At 60.4% G+C, this 19,514-nt stretch carries 19 protein-coding genes; 9 read left to right on the top strand and 10 right to left on the bottom strand.

From position 1 onward, the window contains the following. Positions 1–60: 60 nt before the first annotated feature. The 3 genes from FGF54_RS19735 to FGF54_RS19745 form a co-directional block, all read right to left on the bottom strand. The gene (locus tag FGF54_RS19735; protein ID WP_080854161.1) at positions 61–729 is read right to left on the bottom strand and encodes a 4-carboxy-4-hydroxy-2-oxoadipate aldolase/oxaloacetate decarboxylase; all 669 of its coding nucleotides are present in this window, start codon (positions 727–729) and stop codon (positions 61–63) included. 97 nt (positions 730–826) lie between these two features. Further along, positions 827–1,780, bottom strand: coding sequence for a tripartite tricarboxylate transporter substrate binding protein (locus tag FGF54_RS19740; RefSeq protein WP_142780852.1), 954 nt, complete (start codon positions 1,778–1,780; stop codon positions 827–829). Between the two features lie 94 nt (positions 1,781–1,874). After that, positions 1,875–2,762, bottom strand: coding sequence for a LysR family transcriptional regulator (locus tag FGF54_RS19745; RefSeq protein WP_142780853.1), 888 nt, complete (start codon positions 2,760–2,762; stop codon positions 1,875–1,877). Positions 2,763–2,960: 198 nt separating this feature from the next. Here FGF54_RS19745 and FGF54_RS19750 point away from each other — a divergent pair, with 198 nt between their 5' ends. Continuing rightward, positions 2,961–3,890, top strand: coding sequence for a DMT family transporter (locus FGF54_RS19750; RefSeq protein ID WP_142780854.1), 930 nt, complete (start codon positions 2,961–2,963; stop codon positions 3,888–3,890). On the opposite strand, the gene FGF54_RS19755 is transcribed toward FGF54_RS19750, so the two are convergent. After that, the gene (locus FGF54_RS19755) at positions 3,859–4,785 is read right to left on the bottom strand and encodes a DMT family transporter (protein WP_142780855.1); all 927 of its coding nucleotides are present in this window, start codon (positions 4,783–4,785) and stop codon (positions 3,859–3,861) included. The two genes, FGF54_RS19750 and FGF54_RS19755, sit on opposite strands and share 32 nt — an antisense overlap. Positions 4,786–4,979: 194 nt before the next feature. On the opposite strand from FGF54_RS19755, the gene accB reads away from it, so the two are divergent. The 6 genes from accB to FGF54_RS19785 are packed head-to-tail and all read left to right on the top strand — an operon-like array spanning position 4,980 to position 9,767. Then, positions 4,980–5,444: an acetyl-CoA carboxylase biotin carboxyl carrier protein gene (gene accB / locus FGF54_RS19760; protein WP_142780856.1), complete on the top strand. Its 465-nt coding sequence runs from the start codon at positions 4,980–4,982 to the stop codon at positions 5,442–5,444. After that, complete coding sequence (accC, locus tag FGF54_RS19765) at positions 5,441–6,832, top strand: acetyl-CoA carboxylase biotin carboxylase subunit (RefSeq protein WP_142780857.1); 1,392 nt, start codon at positions 5,441–5,443, stop codon at positions 6,830–6,832. The genes accB and accC overlap by 4 nt, the downstream gene beginning before the upstream one ends. After that, complete coding sequence (locus FGF54_RS19770) at positions 6,829–7,269, top strand: biotin/lipoyl-containing protein (protein ID WP_142780858.1); 441 nt, start codon at positions 6,829–6,831, stop codon at positions 7,267–7,269. Before accC ends, FGF54_RS19770 begins: the two co-directional genes overlap by 4 nt. Further along, positions 7,266–7,979 carry a 5-oxoprolinase subunit PxpB gene (pxpB, locus tag FGF54_RS19775; protein WP_142780859.1) on the top strand — a complete coding sequence of 238 codons (714 nt, stop codon included), beginning with the start codon at positions 7,266–7,268 and terminating at the stop codon, positions 7,977–7,979. Before FGF54_RS19770 ends, pxpB begins: the two co-directional genes overlap by 4 nt. Beyond that, a complete protein-coding gene (locus FGF54_RS19780) occupies positions 7,976–8,974 on the top strand; it encodes a biotin-dependent carboxyltransferase family protein (protein WP_142780860.1) in 999 nt (332 codons plus the stop codon). Before pxpB ends, FGF54_RS19780 begins: the two co-directional genes overlap by 4 nt. Positions 8,975–8,999: 25 nt before the next feature. Continuing rightward, positions 9,000–9,767 (top strand): 5-oxoprolinase subunit PxpA, encoded by a 768-nt coding sequence (locus FGF54_RS19785; protein ID WP_142780861.1) that lies wholly within the window; start codon positions 9,000–9,002, stop codon positions 9,765–9,767. 155 nt (positions 9,768–9,922) lie between these two features. Here the strand turns inward: FGF54_RS19785 and FGF54_RS19790 are convergent, their stop codons facing one another. From FGF54_RS19790 to FGF54_RS19805, 4 genes are read right to left on the bottom strand one after another with little or no spacing between them, the layout of a single operon-like run. Next, positions 9,923–11,026, bottom strand: a complete 1,104-nt coding sequence (locus tag FGF54_RS19790) for an ABC transporter ATP-binding protein (protein WP_142780862.1) — start codon at positions 11,024–11,026, stop codon at positions 9,923–9,925. A 9-nt stretch (positions 11,027–11,035) separates the two neighbouring features. Further along, positions 11,036–12,112, bottom strand: coding sequence for an ABC transporter substrate-binding protein (locus tag FGF54_RS19795; protein ID WP_035225087.1), 1,077 nt, complete (start codon positions 12,110–12,112; stop codon positions 11,036–11,038). A 25-nt stretch (positions 12,113–12,137) separates the two neighbouring features. Next, positions 12,138–12,941 carry an ABC transporter permease gene (locus FGF54_RS19800; RefSeq protein WP_003519698.1) on the bottom strand — a complete coding sequence of 268 codons (804 nt, stop codon included), beginning with the start codon at positions 12,939–12,941 and terminating at the stop codon, positions 12,138–12,140. Beyond that, positions 12,938–13,870 carry an ABC transporter permease gene (locus FGF54_RS19805; RefSeq protein WP_142780863.1) on the bottom strand — a complete coding sequence of 311 codons (933 nt, stop codon included), beginning with the start codon at positions 13,868–13,870 and terminating at the stop codon, positions 12,938–12,940. Before FGF54_RS19805 ends, FGF54_RS19800 begins: the two co-directional genes overlap by 4 nt. A gap of 430 nt (positions 13,871–14,300) precedes the next feature. Here FGF54_RS19805 and FGF54_RS19810 point away from each other — a divergent pair, with 430 nt between their 5' ends. After that, entirely contained in the window at positions 14,301–15,503 is a 1,203-nt protein-coding gene (locus FGF54_RS19810) for a pyridoxal phosphate-dependent aminotransferase (protein ID WP_035225097.1), read from the top strand. Between the two features lie 10 nt (positions 15,504–15,513). Then, the gene (locus FGF54_RS19815) at positions 15,514–16,206 is read left to right on the top strand and encodes an SDR family NAD(P)-dependent oxidoreductase (RefSeq protein ID WP_142780864.1); all 693 of its coding nucleotides are present in this window, start codon (positions 15,514–15,516) and stop codon (positions 16,204–16,206) included. A 62-nt stretch (positions 16,207–16,268) separates the two neighbouring features. On the opposite strand, the gene FGF54_RS19820 is transcribed toward FGF54_RS19815, so the two are convergent. Both FGF54_RS19820 and FGF54_RS19825 read right to left on the bottom strand, forming a co-directional pair. Then, positions 16,269–17,174, bottom strand: a complete 906-nt coding sequence (locus FGF54_RS19820) for a LysR substrate-binding domain-containing protein (protein WP_142780865.1) — start codon at positions 17,172–17,174, stop codon at positions 16,269–16,271. A 123-nt stretch (positions 17,175–17,297) separates the two neighbouring features. Next, positions 17,298–19,502 (bottom strand): methyl-accepting chemotaxis protein, encoded by a 2,205-nt coding sequence (locus tag FGF54_RS19825; RefSeq protein WP_142780866.1) that lies wholly within the window; start codon positions 19,500–19,502, stop codon positions 17,298–17,300. Positions 19,503–19,514: the final 12 nt, after the last annotated feature.

Consider the following 19,514-nt stretch of genomic DNA (forward strand, 5'->3'; position numbering starts at 1 on the left):
CTCCTCATCGGAAATACGCCGCGCCTCCCGACACGGCGTATCCAACGTTTGATCACTGGCTCAATCGGCCCAGACACATCCTTTCGAGCGCATCATTTCATAGCGATCCTCGATATCCATCTTGCCCTGACGGTGCAGTTCCATCATGTGGTTCTCGTGATCGTCGCGCTCCTGGCAGGCCTTGACGAGCTTCGGGATATCCTTCTCGCGAACGACGACAACGCCGTCATCATCGCCGCAGACGATATCGCCGGGGCTGATCAGTTCACCGCCCACCACGACCGGATGGTTGATGGTGCCGAGTGTGTCCTTGGAGGTGCCCTTCATGCAAAGGCCGAGCGAGAACACCGGGAAACCAATCTCGCGCAACCCCTTGCCATCACGCACGGCGGCACTGACCACGAAACCGACAATGCCCTTGCCGATGCAGGCGGCAGCCAGCACATCGCCGAAGCCGCCCTGATTGGGATTGTCACCGCCATCGATGACCAGCACATCGCCGGGCTTTGCCAGATTGATGGCCTCGAAGATCATCAGATTATCGCCGATATGGCATTTCGCGGTGATTGCCGGGCCGCAGATTTTCAGGCCGGGCTTGATCGGCTTGATGCGATAATCGAGAGCGCCGAGCTTGCCCTGCGCCTCGTGAATGGTGGCAGGGCTGAATTTGCTGATCGCCTCGATATCGGCTCTGGAAGGGCGCTGGAAATTGCGGATGACATGGGCCATTGGCCGGATTCCTTTCAACAGTGGGTCATAGCCGGGCCGCAGGCCGGCCCAGGCGTCATTTTGGTTAAGGGTGAGAAAAGCGGTCGGTACCGGCCGCTTATTTTGTCCAGGGCTTGCTTTTCCAAAGCTCGGCCAGATTGGCGTTGCCCTTCTTGAGCGCCTCGGCAAATTCGGCCTGTGTCAGCGGCAGCATCGTCAGCTCGCGCTTTTTGGCCTCGGCAAGATAGTCGGGGTCCTTCAGCGCCTTCTGGAAGGCATCGACCAGCCTCGCCTCCACATCCGCCGGCAAGCCCTTCGGCGCGCCGAAGCCCGCCAGCAGGCTGAACTGAACATTGTAGCCGGCTTCCTTGAAGGTCGGCACATCAGGCGAAAGCGGCGAACGCTCGGCACCGGAGGTCGCAAGCACACGCAGCGCGCCGGAACGATTGTCGGCAAAGACCTCGTTGAGGTTCATGAAACCGAGCGTCACGTGGTTGCCGAGCATGGCAAGCCGTGCCGGCCCGCCACCATTGAAGGGCACGAAATTGAGCTTCACGCCCGCCGCCTCTTCAAACAGCAAAGCGGTGATCTGGCTTGGATGGCCGATACCCGTCACGCCGACGACGACCGGGTTCCCCTTGGCCGCCTCCACGAATTCCCTGGCGGTCTTGATCGGCGATACCTTGTTGACTGTCAGCGCCAGATCGCCGCCGATCTGGTTTGCGAGCGGCGTGAAGGCATCTTCCTTGTAGCTGGCATTGCCCTGCACGATCGGCGAATACATGGACGGGAAATTCAGCGCCCCGATGGTGTAACCGTCAGGCTTCGCATTGGCGATATAGGTCGCGCCGATCAGCCCGCCGGCACCTTCGCGGTTTTCCACCACGACCGACGTGCCGAGATATTTTTCGAGATAGGGCACCAGCGCCCGCGACTGGATATCGGTGCCGCCGCCGGCCGGATAACCGATGACGAGCGTCACCGGCCGCTCCGGATATTCCGCCGCCGCCCCTCCCGCAGCCAGCATTCCCGCCGCCGCCAGCATGCCAAACAGAGATGTCTTCAAACGCATATCTTTTCCTCCCCGATACGCTTTCACCGGGGAGGCTAGGAAGAAGCCATCAACAATACAAATACCGAGTTTTCAATTTACCCATACAGATCGTTTATGGGTTAAATGCCGGCTCACGTCTTGCAACAGCCCGCAAAAGGTCGCGGAACAGCCTGAACGTTCCCTCATCCACCTCCCTGCCCTTCAGCAGATGGATGGAGCGAAAAATGACGGGCTCGGTAATATGGGCGGCCTGAAGCTGACCGGCCTCCTGCTCCTGCTGCACGGAATTCCATGACAGGATCGTCGCACCGATACCGGCGCTGACGGCGCGTTTGATCGTATCCTGCCCGTCGATCTCCATAGTGACATTCAGTGTTATCCCGGCACGCGCAGCAGCCTCGTCGATCGATATGCGCAGCGGATTGTCCTTCGGCGGCAGGATCAGGTTGAGCCCTGCCGCAGCCTCAAGCGGCATCGACCGGCCGATAGGCCTTGAAGAAACGGCAAACAGACTCTCCTTGACGATAAGATCGTCGGCCTTGTCCTCCGCACCGACCAGCGCAACGGCCATATCCACCTTGCCGAGACGGATGAGCCGCAGGGATTCGTCATTGCGCGCCTCTATCAACCGCAACGAAACCTTGGGCATCGAAGCGGCAACCTCGCTGATAATGCTCGGCGCAAAGGCGGTCGCCCAGGAAGGAATGAGGCTCAGCCGGATCACCCGCTCATCCAGATAGGCCATGGCCCGGATTTCCGCCTCCGCCTGCCGCACCTTCTCGGTAATCTCCCGCGCATGGGAAAGCAGGACTTCACCCTTTTCCGTCGCCTTCACCCCGCGCGCCAGCCGGTGCAGCACGGGAAAACCCACCAGCCGTTCCAGTTCCGTAATGTGATGGCTGAGCGCCGGCTGGGCGATCCCCAATTGCCGCGCCGCCGCCGACATGGAGCCGCAATCGGCAATGGCGACCAGATATCGCAGCCTGCGCAAATCCAACATGCCCGCTTAAACCTCCCGCCGGTTCGAGATGCGATCATGACACCAAATCACCGCGGAGGCCTAGGGGAAAAGCGCCGTCCACTAGTCCTGCCGGACTTCAAGGAAGTGATGGGGTAAGACAAGATTCTTATGACAGCCGGCTAAGGCTTTTCTCCGCTTCTTCCCCATGACACGGTTTGGGCTGCGATGGGGAGCGGGATGAATCCTAAGACCGGAATTTTGCTCAAGCTGACGGCCATGCTGGCATTCACAGTCATGTCCGCCTGCGTGAAGGGCCTGAACGGGGCGATCCCCGTCGGCGAAGTCGTCTTCTGCCGGGGATTTTTTGCCCTCATTCCCCTCTGTCTCTGGTTCATCGCCTCCTCGGAGCGGATAACCGTGCCGGCCACAAAGAACATCGGCAGCCTGCTCGCGGGCAGCTCGGCCGGGCTTGGCGGCATGTTCTTCGGCTTTCTGGCGCTCGCCTATCTGCCGCTGGTGAATGTGACGGTGCTGAGCTACACGACACCGCTTTTCACCATCATGCTGGCGGCGCTGCTGCTTGGCGAAAAAGTGCGAATATATCGCTGGTCCGCCGTGCTGACCGGTTTCATCGGCGTCTTCATCACGCTCTCGCCGAAACTGATCTTCGATGCCGCCTCAGGCCCCGCCCAAATCGACAGCGTCGCGATGATCGGAACCGCACTGGCGCTGACCGGTGCACTTTGCGCGGCCTTTTCCTCCATCGCCGTCCGCCATCTGAACAGCATCGAAAAGCCGTCGCGCATCGTTCTCATCTATACGCTGACGGGTGTGGTGGCCGGTCTCGCCACGCTCGGATTTGGATGGAAGATGCCGGATTTTCACCAGTTCCTGCTGCTCGCTGGCGGCGGCCTTGCCGGCGGCATCGGCCAGATCGCCATGACGCTCAGCCTGCGCCACGCCCAGGCCTCGCTGCTGGCGCCGTTCGACTATACGACAATGATATGGGCAATCGCCCTCGGTTATCTCTTCATGGCCGAAGTGCCGACGGGTGCGACCATCATTGGCGCCTTGACGGTCATCGCCGCCGGGCTTTTCGCCATGTGGCGCGAAAACCGGCTGGCGAAACAGGCCGTCAGGGAGCCGACAGCGTCAGCTGTTCCGTAACACGCTTTTTGTGCAGCCGCCTTTCCCGCCACAGCGTGAACAAACCGGCGGCAACGACGATAGAAGCCCCCAGAATGGTCGTCAGAGCCGGAACCTGATCCATGAAGGCATAACCGATCAACAGCGCCCAGATCATTGTTGTGTAATCGAACGGCGCCAGCAGCGAGGCCTCGGCATAACGCAGGCTGAGCGTCACCAGTATCTGCGCGGTTCCGCCAATGAGACCGGTGCCGATCAGCAGGGTCCATTGCCACGCGGTCGGCATTTTCCAGCCCATGCCGATGCTCGCGAAACCAATGACGGTTGTGAGCAGGGTGAAATAGAAGATGATTGCGCCGGTATTTTCCGTCTGTGTCAGATGCCGAATCTGGATCATCGATATGGCGGAGAAAAAAGCCGCCGCCAGACCGAACATGCCGCCGAGCATGGCGACGCCGGAACCGGAAGCGACATCCGAAACATCGAAGGAAAAATGCGGCGACAGGATCAGCACGATGCCGCAGAGCCCGACGACCACCGCCGTCCAGCGGTAAATCCTGACGACTTCCTTCAAAAGCAACACCGCCAGAATGACAGTGAAGAGCGGTGTCGCGTAGCTGATGGCCGTCGCGTCGGCCAGCGGAATATAAGCGAGCGCCAGATAGCTGAAGACCATGCCGCCGGTGCCGGAAAAACTCCGCACCAGATGGCCGCCAATATGGCTGGTTGCCACCTGCTTTCGAAAACCGCCCTGCACCGCCATCCACAGACAGAGCGGCAGCATGGCCACCGCCGATCTGAAGAAGACCACCTGCCCGATGGGTATCTCGCCCCTGAGGCTGCTGATGCAGGCGCCCATCAGCACCAGAGCGAGCGCCGCGGAGATTTTGAGGAGAATGCCTTTGCGGGAATCCATGGTTCGTTCCTTCGGACGTCTTTGAACCGTTTCACCACGCGGCGGCGGGATATCAAACCGGAAAGCAATGTCCATAGGAACTTCGTCTGACCCCATCAATCCCGCCCCCATGGTAGCTATTGATGATGGACAGGGTGCGGATTCCGCTCCGCCCGCCTGCCGCCGTGGGGACAAAAAAGACGTTGGAAACCAATATGGATCTGGAAAAGATCAAGAAACTGATCGAGTTCGTCGGCTCTTCGCGAGTATCCGAATTGACCGTGAGCCAAGAGGGAACCACGGTCCGGATCATCCGCGAAAACAATGCCGTTTCACTGCAGGCACCATCATCGCAGCCCCTTCCCGTTCCGGTAGCCGAAACGGCATCCGAGACACCCCGCGCCGAAGAGCAGGCGCCGGCATCCGCCGCAGCCGCACCGGCGTCATCCGGCATCGTCGCAGCACCCTCATTCGGTCTTTTCCATCGCGCCCCGAGCCCGGGTGCGGCGCCTTTCGCCGAAGCCGGAGACGAGGTTAAGGAAGGGCAGGAACTCTTCATCATCGAGGCGATGAAAGTGTTCAACACCGTGAGGGCCGAACGAAGCGGCAGGATCGCCAGATTTATCGCCAATGACGGCGAAGATGTCGAACTTGGACAGCCGGTGCTGGAGTTCGAATGATGGATGCAACACTCCCAAAGGTGGCTGAGCCAAGAGCATTCGACAGTGTCCTGATCGCCAATCGCGGCGAGATTGCCTTGCGGGTGCAGCGCGCCTGCCGTGAACTCGGTCTGAAGACCGTCATGATCTATTCGGAAGCTGATAAGGATGCCGACTATCTGAAGGCGGCCGATACCGCCATCTGCATCGGCCCGGCCTCTCCCGGCCAGAGCTACCTCAATGCGCCGGCCATACTGCTCGCGATGGAGCTGACCGGCGCTGGCGCAGTTCACCCCGGCTATGGTTTTCTGTCCGAAAGAGCGTCTTTTTCGGAAGCCGTGGAGGCGGCAGGGGCGGTCTTCATCGGCCCGCGCGCCGACGCCATCCGCACCATGGGAGACAAGATCGCGGCGAAGCGGGCGATGATGGAGGCCGGCGTGCCCTGCGTTCCCGGACCCGATTCCGCCCTGCCGGATGACATGGCCGAAGTCTCGAAAATCGCCGCCGAAATCGGTTATCCCGTCATCGTCAAGGCGGCCGGCGGCGGCGGCGGGCGCGGCATGCGTGTCGTGCGCGAGGCATCCGCCCTTCAGGATGCAGTTCTCGTCACGCGGGAGGAGGCAAGCCGGGCCTTTGGAACGCCGGAACTCTATATCGAAAAATTCCTCGAACATCCGCGCCATGTCGAAATTCAGGTTCTCTGCGATGGTCAGGGCGGCGGGGTCTGGGTGGGGCTGCGCGATTGTTCCATGCAGCGCCGCCACCAGAAGGTCGTCGAAGAAGGCCCGGCCATCGGCATCCCGCCCGATGTTGCGGCTTTCGTCGGCAATCGCTGCGTCGAAGCCTGCCGCCAGATCGGTTATCGCGGCGTCGGCACCTTCGAGTTTCTTTACGAGAATGGCGAATTCTATTTCATCGAGATGAATACCCGCCTGCAGGTCGAACATCCGGTCACGGAAATGACCTCGGGCGTGGATCTGGTGCGCCAGCAGCTTCTCGTCGCTCTCGGCCATCCGCTCGAGATTTCGCAGGAAAATATCGTCTGCGAGGGCCATTCGATCGAATGCCGCATCAATGCCGAAGACCCTTACAACTTCATCCCCTGCCCCGGCCTGATCACGGCTCTGCACCTGCCGGGCGGTCCCGGCATTCGGGTCGATACCCATGTGACGGCGGGTTATCGGGTTTCGGCTCATTACGATTCGCTGATTGCCAAGCTCATCGTCCATGCGCCGACCCGCGAGCAGGCAATCCTGCGCATGCGGCGCGCGCTTGGCGAAATGCGCATCGAAGGCGTTTCCACCAACCTGTCGCTGCACCGGGAAATATTGCAGGACCCGGCCTTTTCCGAAGGCGGCACGGATATTCATTACCTCGAGCATTGGCTTGCAGCGCGGAGTGCAAAGTGAAGCGACAGCCTGTTTCCATATCCCGCTACAGCGAGCCCGGCACGATTGCCGATCTTGCCGCTCACCTCGAGCACAACAACGTCTCCGCCATTGAAATCGAGACGCCGGATGGGTCATTGAAGATCGTTGCCATGGCAGGCGGCCACGCCTCTGCGGCACAGTGGCCCATTGAAGCGGCCAAAGCGCCGGTAAAGGCGGGGGACATTCTTGCCCGTGCACCGATGGCCGGCATCTTCACGCCCGCGCATCCGCAGCGCCCCGACCGGGCGGTTCAGACAGGACAATCCGTAGCGAAGGGCGAGATCGTCGCATTCATCGCGGCCGGACCCGTGCTTGTTCCGGTCATAGCCGAAAAAGCCGGCACCGTCAGCGAAATCGTGACGGGAGCCGGCGCGCTTGTCGGCCATGGCTCCACCCTTTTCAAGACCGAAACATGATGGTGACGTCGATGAGCAACCTCCCGCTGAAAACGCCCCACCTCACCCCCGCCCATCTGGGCCTGCCGAAAATCTCGATGATCGGCAACAAAACGTTTCTGATCGAAGCGCCCGGCGAGCTGGACCTGCCCGCCCAGCGGCGCATCTGGGCGCTGACGCGCGCATTGAAGGACCGCCCCGACGTGCTGGAACTCATACCCGGCATGACCAACCTGCTGATCGTGCTGCGCGGCACGCCTGAAGATGCCGGACGTTTGCAGGATGAGCTTCTCGACATCTGGCAAAGGACGGCGGAGCTCGATCTTCTGGGCAAGACCATCGAAGTGCCGACGACCTATGGCGGTGAACACGCCATCGACCTTGCGGCGATCTGCGATTATTCCGGCCTGCCGGACAAGGAAGTCGTGCGCCTGCATTTCGAGCGGACCTATACGGTTTTCGCCGTCGGCAGCGCGCCGGGCTTCGGTTATCTCGGCGGTCTCGATCCGCGCATTTTCATGCCGCGCAAGAAAGTTCCGTCGCTTCGCATGTTGAAGGGCATGGTGACGATCGGCGGTATGCAGTCCGGCATCTCGGTTCTGACCGGACCGAATGGCTGGAATTCGCTGGGTTTCACCGAAATCACCATGTTCGACGCCACCGCCGAGCAGCCGGCGGTGCTGGCGCCCGGTGACCGCGTTCGCTTCCTTCCCGAAAGGATCGAGCTATGATCCATATTCTTGCCTGCGGACCGCTGAACACCGTGCAGGATCTCGGCCGCGCGGGTTACCGCAATATCGGCATCACCGCCACGGGCGCGATGGACCCCATCGCGCTCAGGGTCGGCAATATTCTTGTCGGCAACGGCGAGGATGCTGCTGCCATTGAAATCCAGACCTTTCCGTTCCGCATCGAATTCGAAGAGACGCTGACCTTCGCCGTAACCGGTGCGGATTGCGCCGCCCGGCTCAATGGTGCCGATCTGCCGCCCTACTGGTGCGTTAGAGCCGAGAAGGGGCAAACCCTTGAGCTTTCGACGCCCATGAAAAATGCGCGCGCCTATCTCTGCCTTCAGGGCGGCATAGACGTCCCCGTGGTCATGGGATCACGAAGCACCTCGCTTCGCGGCTCCTTCGGCGGCCATGAGGGACGCCATCTCACCACCGGCGACAGGCTGTCCGTTCTGCCATCCGAACCACTGGTGCTGCCGGCAAGCGGCCTCGGTGTCATGCCGCTTGCGGAGGCGATGCCGGACATGTTTCCGGTATCCGACAAGGGCGAATTGCTGCTGAGAGCCATTCCCGCCGCCGAACACGATCTTTTCGGCGAAGGTGCGGAACGTTTCTGGTCCGAAGCCTGGAAAATCACCTCGCAGAGCGACCGCACCGGCTACCGACTTGCCGGCACGCCACTTATGCTTTCGGCTCCCGTCGAGTTACGCTCCTATGGCGTCATTCCGGGTGTGGTTCAGGTGCCGCCGGGCGGTGAGCCGATCATCCAGATGAGCGATGCCAACACGGCCGGCGGCTATCCCAAGATGGCAGGTATCATCGACAGCGATCTTTGGCGGCTCGGACAGGCGCGCATCGGCAGTCGCATCCGCTTCGTGCAGGCGACGGTGCGCGAGGCGCTGGAAGTCGAGCAGGCAATCGACGCCTATTTCGCCGATATCCGCAAAACCCTGCCGCTGGTCAACGCCGCACTCGGCACGCTCGCAAAACGATAATCCTGAAAAACACGGAGAGGGAACCATGAAGATCGATGTTAATTCCGATATGGGCGAAGGTTTCGGCGTCTATAAGGTCTGCGACGACGAGAAGCTTATGGAAGTCGTCTCTTCGGCGAATATCGCCTGCGGCTTCCATGCCGGCGATCCGGAAATGATGGCGCGCATGGTGCGTCTGGCCAAACAGAACGGCGTCGGTGTCGGCGCCCATCCGGGCCTTGCCGACCGTCTCGGCTTCGGCCGCCGCGAAATTCCCGTCGATGCGGAAGAAATGGAACAGCAGGTTCTCTACCAGCTCGGCGCGCTTTCAGCGATTGCCAGGGCGCAGGAGGTCGCGCTCTCCCATATCAGCTTCCATGCCGCCATGGGCAACATGATCAACCGCGATGCGGCGCTTGCGGAGCGGATCATGAAAAAGATCAAAGCGGTCGATCCCGATCTCATCGTCTTTTCGATGCCGGACATGCTGATCGAAAAGGCGGCTCTGGATTGCGGGCTGAAAGTGCTCAACCTCTTTCTCGCCGACCGGGCCTATGATGTGAAGGGCCAACTCGTGCCGCGCAAGCTGCCTAATTCCGTCATCAAGGAAGAAGAAAAAGTACGCGCACGCGTGCGCCAGTTTCTGGAAAAAGGCACGGTCACGACCATCGAGGGCGAGACCATCCCCGTTCGCGCCAGATCGATCCTCGTTCATAGCGATACACCTGGCTCGCTGGAGCTTGCGCGCACGGTGCGAAGCGAAGTGGAAGCCTGCGGCGGCAGCGTCGTGCCGGCTCGCGAAGTGGTTGCCTGAAGCGGGAGCCGCCTTCATATCCTGAAGCACAAAAAATTACGGCACCGCATTCCAGGTCAGGAGCGCGGTGCCGTAATTTTTGCCGGCTATGGAATACGGCCCGGATTTCGATCCGTCGCCAGCCGGGCTGCCTGAGCGATCCGGCTGCAGAAGCATCAATTCAGCTGGATCACGTGATTGCTGTCGCTGGTCCAGCTCAGTCTCACCCGGTCGCCAGCGGCGCTGACGGCATTGGTGAAACCTTCCGTCTGGGTCTGCCGGTAGGCGATCATCGGCTCGCCATTGTCCAGACGCAGGTAATAATGCAGCATGAAACCGCGATAAACGACCTGCTCCACCCGCGCCGTGGTGGAATTGCTGGCGTTTTCAACTGCGTCCACCGCAAGCGGTGAGACCGAGATCGCTTCGGGGCGAACGGTGACGACGACCTTGTCGCCCTGAACCGCCCCCATATCCTCGACATCGAGCCGCACGCCCGAACCGGTGACCAGCCTTGCGGAACGACCATTGCGCTCCGCCACGCTCGCCTCGAAGAAGTTCGAGGCGCCGATGAAACCGGCGACGAAGCGTGTCAACGGCTTCTGGTAGATTTCGCCCGCCGGTGCGATCTGCTCGAGATTGCCATCCCGCATCACGGCAATCTGGTCCGCCATGGTCAGGGCTTCGTCCTGATCGTGGGTCACCATGATGGTGGTGAGGCCAAGCCGCTGCTGCAGGCTGCGGATCTCGACCTGCATGCTTTCTCTCAGGCCCTTGTCGAGCGCGCCGAGCGGTTCGTCCAGGAGCAGCATCGAAGGCTCGATCACCAGCGCACGCGCCAGCGCCACACGTTGCTGCTGGCCGCCGGAAAGCTGCACCGGCAGCCGGTCGCCGAAGGCGTGCAGCTGAACAAGATCGAGCGCCTGTTTAACGCGCCCTTCCCGGTCGGCCTTGGAGATACCCCGCATCTCGAGACCGAAGGCAACGTTTTCGGCAACGGTCATATGGGGGAACAGGGCGTAGTTCTGGAAGAGCATGCCAACATTGCGGCGGTGAACCGGGGTGCGCGTGGTCGGCTTGCCGCCGACCACGATTTCACCCGATGTAGGATCGACAAGCCCCGCAATCATGCGCAGGCAGGTCGTTTTCCCGCAGCCGCTCGGGCCGAGAAGCGCCAGGATTTCCCCTGCCTTGACGGTAAGCGAAACATCATCGACGGCAACGACCTGACCGCTGTAATGTTTGGTCAGTCTTTCCAGGCGGACTTCTACGGATTTCATCAGCGTTCCTCAGCCGTTAAAGGTCTGGTTGTATTTTTCGAGCCACTGGGCGCGGCGCGGAATGATGTATTTCCAGTCCGGCGTGAAGAGGTTGAGCGATTCCATCTTCGCTTCCGGGTAGGCAAGGAACTTCGCCGTATCTGCGCCGAACTCGATGCCCTTGACGGAGGGCGCGCTCAGCGTCGCTTCCGAAAGCATCTTCTGCACACCGGGATCGAGGATGCGGTTGATATAGGCAAGCGCGAGATCGCGGTGCGGCCCGCCCTTTACCAGCGCGATGGAATTGATGCCGGTGAATGCGCCTTCCTTCGGGAAGGTCATGTCCAGCGGCACGCCCTTCTTGGTGTGCGGATAAACCGCCTTGGAATATTCGATGCCGCCGAAATCCGCCTGGCCCTGCGCCACCATCATCGTCTGTGCTTCCGCGTCATAGATCGAGAGCACGTTCGGCTTCAGCTCGGCGAGTTTCGCCCAGCCGGCATCGGTATCATATTGCGCTTCCTTCAGCGGCTTGCCGGTCGCAAGGGCGGCCGCCACCATCAGCATCAGAACGCTCTGGGTATTCTTCGGTGTGTTGAGAAGCATGCGGCGGGCATATTTCTTGTCGAACATCTGTTCGTAGCTTTCGAACGGCTTGCCCGTTGTCGGATTGTAGAACAGGCCGGCGATAGAGATCGCAAAACCGACGCCGAAATTGTCTTCGAAAAGATAGCGCGAATAGACGTTCTTGAGGTTGGGGATTTCGTCCATCGGCAATTGTTCGATCAGGCCTTCCTCCTTGGCCTGCGGAACGCCGACATCGTCCATCGACATCACGCTATATTGCGGATTTTCGCGCGTGGCGCGCAGCGTGGCGATATTGGCGAGCGTCGCGCCTTCGGTCGTCAGGACCCGGCACTTATATTCCTTTTCGAAAGCCGGGATCACTTCCTTCTTGATCAGTCCGCCCTGCGCCGAATTGTAGACGCCGACATACATGGTGCGGTCCTGTGCGGAAGCCGCGGTGTAGAAATAGGGTGTGGCGAGCGCGCCTGCGGTGACTGTCAGGAAACTGCGCCGTTTCATGATGATGGTCTTGTCTGTCATTTCCGGTACCCCTCTTGTTGTTGATTTACATAGCCATTGCCCGGCGCAGACCCACCAGCCTGTCGAGGACGAGCACGACGGTCACCGCCAGAAGGATGATGATGGTGGACATGGTCGCGACCGAAGGATCAAAGACCGTGCCAATCTGGCGATAGAGAACGATGGGCACGGGCAGGTTCGCGGAATCGGCCAGCCACATCGAAACGGGATAATTGTCGAAAGAAACCATGAAGCAGAAGATCGAGCCGGAGGCGACGCCGGGCGCGATCTGCGGAAAGATCACCCGCGTGAAGGTTTTCCAGCGCGTGGCGCCAAGCGTGCGCGCCGCCTCCTCGAGGCTGACATTGACGAGCTGAAGGCTGGTCAGCACCGTGCGGATCACATAGGGCGACGTTACGACGGTGTGGGCGATCAGAAGTTTCAGCTTGGTATCCATCCAGCCATAGCCGGAGAAAAGCTGCAGCAATGCCAGGCCGGTCACCAGCACGGGAAAGATCAGCGGCGAAAGCAGCAGCCCCTTCATCAACGAGCGGCCGATGAACTTTCCACGGGAGAGTGCGAAGGCTGCCGGAACGCCGAGCGCCAGTGAAAGGATGGTGGTCGCCACCGCCAGCGCCGCGCTGAAAGTGAGGCCGGCGGTAAATTCCTCGTTCTGCATTACCGCCGCATACCAGCGGAAGGTGAAACCCTGCGGCGGGAAGGTGACGAAATAGCTGTCGGAAAACGAGATGGCGACGACGAGAACGATGGGGGCCAGGATGAAGACCATCATGGCGGCGGTGATCGCGTAAAGAACGATGGCGGAAGTGCCGGTCAGCTTGTTGTTCATGACGCGCTTGCCTTGATACGACGCCCGCCGAGCAGCCGCATCGAGACGGCGTTGATCAGAATGACGATGAAGACGAGGATGGTGGCGATGGTGGCGCCGAACGGCCAGTCATAGACCGCGAGAACCTGCTGTTCGACCATGTTGCCGAGCATCTGCGAGCCGGGACCGCCGATCAAAGCGGGAATGACGTAGGATGCCGAAGCCAGAGAGAAGACCAGCGTGAAACCCGCGACCAGACCGGGAAGGCTGAGCGGGAAGGTGATCCGCAGGAACACTTTCCATGTCGGCGCGCCCAAAGTACTGGCGGCCTGTTGCAGATTCGGATCGATCTTTCCGAGAGCCGAGGACAGCGGCAGCACCATCATCGGGAAGAAAATGTGCAGCGAGCCGATAATGACGGCGGCATCCGAAAACAGCAGCGTCATCGGACTGTCTATGATGCCCAGATTCATCAGCACGTAGTTCAAAAGACCGGTCGGACCGTTGCCGAGAATGAGCTGCCAGCCATAGGCGCGCACCACGACGCTGACGGCCAGCGGCGCAATCACGATCAGCGTAATGATACGGGTCGTGACGATATTGCCGCGCACGAGAACGGTCGCGACCGGATAGGCCAGTATCGCCGCAAGAACTGAGGTGATCAGGCTGATGCGGATCGTCGCCCAAAGCACCTTCTGGTAAAGATCGACCTCGAAAAACCTGGCATAATGGGCAAGCGTGAAGGGGGAGCCGATCAGCCCCTGCGAATTCTGGGTCATGACGCTGAAGCTCATCAGCCGAACCGCAGGCCAGAAGAAAAAGATCAGCAGAAAGATCAGCAGCGGCAGGATGAGAATGCCGGGCGAAAACAGCCGACGCTCGAGGGCCTTCCAGCCGGAAACTCCACGGCGTGGCGGGGCATGTGGTTCCATGATCGCAATATCCGACATCTATACTCCCGTCGCGTTGAATACGGCACGAGGCATCGCTTTGAGCCGAACGAGATCGTCCAGACCCTATGACTAGAATTTGCTGGGTGTGCTCCCTGTCGAGGCATCCGGTCTTTTGCCGGCGCCTGTCGCATATTTCTGCATTTTCGCGCCGGTTACCTCTTTGGGTAACATTACCCGACGCGTCGTTCCCTTGTTGTTGAGCCAAGCTTAGGGGCTAAGCCGACGGGCTGCATAATATTTTATTCCTCTGAGGTCATCGCATACGCATATGGACTGCCCACCCCATTTTGGCGGCGATGCATCAAAATCCCGTATGACCTCACATCGAAGTCGTATTGGGGAAACGGCGGAAAATTCCCGTAACCTCCTTGTCATGCACTGGCATCGCGACGATGCCCGCCTTCACCGTTACAATCGGAAATAATCCATGCCCACTATCGCCCAACGCCTTAACAACGTCACCGTGTCAGCTTCGCTCGCCATGACCCAGAAAGCCCGCGATCTCGCCGCTCAGGGCATCAAGGTCATCAGCCTGTCGTCCGGCGAGCCGGATTTCCCGACGCCTGCCCACGCGGTCGAGGCGGCGCATGCGGCGGCCCTTGCCGGCGACACGAAATATCCGCCAGCCGACGGAACGCCGGCGCTGCGGGCCGCGATCCAGCGGAAGTTCAAGCGCGACAATAATCTCGACTACGATCCGAGCCAGATTCTGGTGGCGGGCGGCGGCAAGCAGATCATCTTCAACGCCATCATGGCCACCTGCGACCCGGGCGATGAAGTCGTCATTCCCGCGCCGTCGTGGATCAGCTATGCCGATATCGTGAAGTTCGCGGGCGCCGTGCCGGTGCCGGTGGTTTGCCCGGAGAATAACGGTTTCCGCCTGCGCGCCGAAGATCTCGAAGCCGCCATCACTCCGAAAACCAAGTGGCTGCTTTTCAACTTCCCCAACAACCCCACGGGCGCCGCCTGCTCCCGCGCGGAAATGAAGGAAATCGCCGAGGTCATGCTGCGGCATCCGCATGTCTGGATCATGACCGACGACATGTATGAGCACCTGATCTATGACGACTTCGAATTCTGCACCATCGCCGAAGTCGAGCCACGACTCTATGATCGTGTCCTGACCGTCAACGGCGCATCGAAGGCCTATGCGATGACCGGCTGGCGCCTCGGTTTCTGCGGCGGCCCGAAGGATCTCATCAAGGCCATCAGCAACGTCAATACCCAGAACAGCGGCGGTGTCGCAACCATCGTGCAGGCTGCCGCCGTCGCGGTTCTCGACGGCCCGCAGGATCTGCTGAAGGAGCGCGCCGATATCTACAAGACGCGCCGCGATTTCGTGCTCGGCAAGCTTTCGGAAATCGAGGGGCTCCGCTGCCACAAGCCCGAAGGCGCCTTTTACATCTTCCCGAATATTGCCGCGCTGATCGGCAAGACGACGAAGGGCGGCACGAAGATCGAAAACGATACCGATTTCGTTATGGCGCTTCTCGCCGAACATCATGTTGCGACAGTGCAGGGCGCGGCCTATGGCCTGAGCCCCTTCTTCCGGCTTTCCTATGCCACCAGCATGGAGAACCTTGCCGAAGGCTGCGCCCGCATCGCCGAATTCTGCAATGGAATGAAATAGGGAGAACAGCATGTTGGGAGGAAGTGGCCGTGTCATCATGGTTTCCGGCGCATCGCGGGGCCTTGGCCTTGCGATCGTCAAAAGGCTTCACGACGCCGGTTTCACCGTCGCGGCGGGAGCGAGAAATCCGGCCGCCGTGGCGGTGAAGGACCGGCTTTCGGCCGATCGCTACGATGCGGAAGAGGCTGGCTCGGCGGAGGCCTGGGTTGAGGCCGTTGCCGCCAGATATGGCCGGATCGACGGGCTGGTGAATTGCGCCGGCATCAACCCCAAAGTCCGGGTCATGGACGCGGGTGAAGAAAGCCTCGACCAGATGTGGCGCATCAACGTCAAGGGTCCGCTGAGGGTCACGCGCGCTGCCATTCCCCATCTCGTAAAAACCGGACAGGGCAGGGTCATCAATGTCGCCTCGCTGGCGGGACGCCGTGTAGGCTCCAATGTCGGTTATGCGATGACGAAATTCGCCGTCGTCGCCCTCACCCATGGTATCCGGCAGGAATTGTGGGACAGCGGCGTGCGCGCCACCGCGCTTTGCCCCGGCTATATCGCAACCGATATGACCGTTGGCGAAACGGAAGTCAGCCGCGAGGATATGACCCAGCCGGACGATCTCGCCGAAATGGTGGAAACCCTGCTCCGCCTGCCGAACAACCTTTCGGTGGCAGAATTGCTGGTAAACTGCCGCAAGGAAGCAATGCTTTGATCTTTCTCACGCGCGGTACAGAAGGACTGCGCCGCGCGTGGCTTTAAACCGGCCTGACCCTTTTATTTCAGGGTCTCCGCCAGTTGCAGCAATATCTCCTTCACGGCAAGCGCAGGCTCGGAGAGCGGCGTATTGTCCGATACGCAGAAGGACAAGGTTTCCTCAATCATCGGGCTGGCGATCTGCCTGACGACGATGTCCTCATTGGATTCCGCCACGATACGGTTGGCGATGGCCTTGGGCGTTATGGTCGCGCCAAGCCCGGCATCCACGCCGCGCGCGATGGTCCTTACCGATTCCAGCTCCGCCATCACGATCAGGTCCTTGCGGCTGCGGGTGAAGGCGAGATTGATGGCGCGGCGCACGAAATTATAGGTCGGCGGCAGAAGGAAGGGTAAAAACGCCAGATCGGCGACCGTGATCGGCGCATCGCCCGGTTCCACGCCGAAGCTGCGATGTACGACCAGAACGAATTCCTCACGCAACAGCGGCGTGAACTTGACACCCCGGATCGGCCCGACGCCGTGGATCAAACCCATTTCCAGACGGCCATTCATGATCATCTGGCTATAGGGCTGGCTGACGCTTTCCGTGATATGCAGCAGAATGCCGGGATGAAGCCGCTTGGTTTCCTCCATCAGACGCAGCGAAAGCGTGGCGGCGCTGCTGAAGGGCGCAAGGCCCACGGATACCTTGCCGGAAAGCACAGCGCCCGCTTCCAGCGCCTCCGCCTGCGCCTGCTCCATCTGCCGCAAAATGACCTGCGCATGCCTGTAGACGACCTTGCCGGCATCGGTCATGACAACGCCCTGCTGGCTTCGGGTCAAAAGTTTCTGGCGGAAATGCTCCTCGATGCTTGCCAGCTGCTGGCTGAGCGCCGGCTGGGCAATATGCAGCACATCGGCCGCTCTTGTTATGCTACCCATGTCGACAATCGTGATAAACGATTTCAGGCGCCTGATATCCATCTGCTGTTGATCATCCCATTACTGCTTGCAGGAATAAGATGCTCAATTTGCAGACAAAGTCCATCTTCCATTTCCCCGCCGTGCCCATCGGAGCTGATGGACACGGCCGCTCAGGTAGCCCAGTCAGGCGGCCTTCAGAGACCCCCGATGGACACCTGTTCCCTGACCGAGTTCGAACTGGCCGAGCAGCCGGTTCAGCGCATCGACCTCCGTTGCCAGCGTGTGGCTAGCGGCGGTCATCTCCTCGACCATCGCGGCATTTTTCTGCGTGTCCTGATCCATCTGGTTGACGGCGACGTTGATCTGCTGGAGGCCGGATGACTGTTCCTGCGCGGATTCCACGATCGCGGCGACGTGCTGGTTGATTTCCTGCACTTCGGCAACGATGACATCGAGCGCCTTGCCGGTATCGCCGACAAGATGTACGCCCTCTTCGACCTGCTGGTTCGACTTGGTGATCAGCGACTTGATTTCCTTCGCCGCAGCGGCGGAGCGTTGGGCAAGCTCGCGCACTTCCTGCGCCACCACGGCAAAACCCTTGCCCGCCTCACCGGCACGCGCCGCTTCCACCCCGGCATTCAGCGCCAGCAAATTCGTCTGGAAGGCGATCTCATCGATCACGCCGATGATGCTGGAAATTTCGTTCGACGATTTCTCGATCCGCTCCATCGCCATCACGGCCTGACGCACGACCTCACCCGACCGTTCCGCGCCGATGCGCGTGCGGGAAACCAGCCGGCCCGCCTCATGTGCACGGTTCGCGGCGTCTTTTACCGTTGTCGTAATCTCTTCAAGGGCCGCAGCGGTTTCTTCAACGGCCGCCGCCTGCTGCTCCGTTCGCCGCGCCAGATCATCGGACGCCGACTTGATTTCATTGGCGCCGGCGTCGATGCCGGAGGCGTTTTCCGATACCCGCAGAAGCGCGTCCTGCAATTTCCCGGCCGAGCCGTTGAAATCGCCACGCACCGCGTCGAGCTGCTCGACAAAGGGATTGTCGATACGGCAGGACAGGTCGCCGTCAGCGAGCTTCGCCAGCGCATAAGCCAGGCTGTCGACGGCAAAACGGATGCTGCCCGCCTCATCGGCGGCCCTGCGTTCCCGGGCTGCGCGCTCTTCTTCGCCAAGCGTGCGGTTGGTCTCGGCCTCCTGTTCCAGCGAGGCCTTCTGCCGATTGTTTTCGCGCAGAACATCGAGAGAGCGGGCAAGATCGCCAATTTCGTCCCTTGTTCCGATATCCTTCAGTGTCAGATGAAGATTTCCCTGTGCAATCTTGGCGGTCTCATCGATGATGTTTGCGATGCGCCCGATGAACCGCCGCGCGATGAACCATCCCGCCAGCGCCAGCAGCACGGTGGCCGTCACGATGGTCAAAGCGGCGTCACGCATCATGGCATGCAGCTGCGCAAACACCGTTTCTTCCGGCACCGAGATGATTGCGTACCATTTCATGTCCCGGGTGAGCATGACGGGCAAGGCGATGGCGAAGGACGCCGTTCCATCCTGTGCGGTGATCTCGCGCTCAGCACCGGGATTTGCAATCAGCTGGTCCCAACCGGCGGTCTGCGCACCGCCGTCCGCGAGGCTTTTTCCCATGATCGCCGCATCCGGATGACTGATGATCTTGCCGCCGCCGCTGACCAGACTGACGAAACCCGTTCCCATGGGCCGCACCGCCGAAAGCGCCTTGCTTGTTTCATCGAGCGACAGGTCGAGGCCGGCGACCCCCTGAGGTTTGCCATCGACCATAACCGGCTTGGCAATCGAGGTAATCAGGACTTCCTTGCCGTCGATTGCATAGGAATAGGGCTCGACGACGACCGTTTTCTTCAGGGTGAAGGGCAATTGATAATAGTCGCCCGGACCTGCGGTGGCATAGTCCGTCAAAGCGGTATTGCCTATTTTGCCGCCGCTGCGCACCCAATAGGGTATGTACCGGCCGGTCGCGTCATGCCCTTCCCTGTTGGCGAAATCCGCATCCTTGCCGTCAAACGCGTTTGGCTCCCATCCGGTCCAGAGGCCAAGGATGTCGGGGTTGTTGGCCAACATCTGGTGAATGATCTGATCGGCCTTACCCCGGTCGGCATTGCCTGACTGTTTCATCGATTCCAGAACCGAGGCGAGGCTGTTGACGATATGGATCGTGCCGCCGATATTCTTTTCGGTCGCCAGGGCTTCGCTATGGGCGATCTGCCGCATACGCTCGAGATTGTTGGCCCTGGTATCCTCAATGGACCGATAAAACAGCATGGCCGAGGCCGCGATCGTCGCAAAGACGCCGCATGCGGCGACCGCAAAAATATTCCGACCCGTTGTCGATTTAAAAAGCATATCCCATCCCCC

The sequence above is a fragment of the Agrobacterium sp. T29 genome, assembly GCF_006970545.1.
GTDB classification, from domain to species: Bacteria; Pseudomonadota; Alphaproteobacteria; order Rhizobiales; family Rhizobiaceae; genus Agrobacterium; species Agrobacterium leguminum.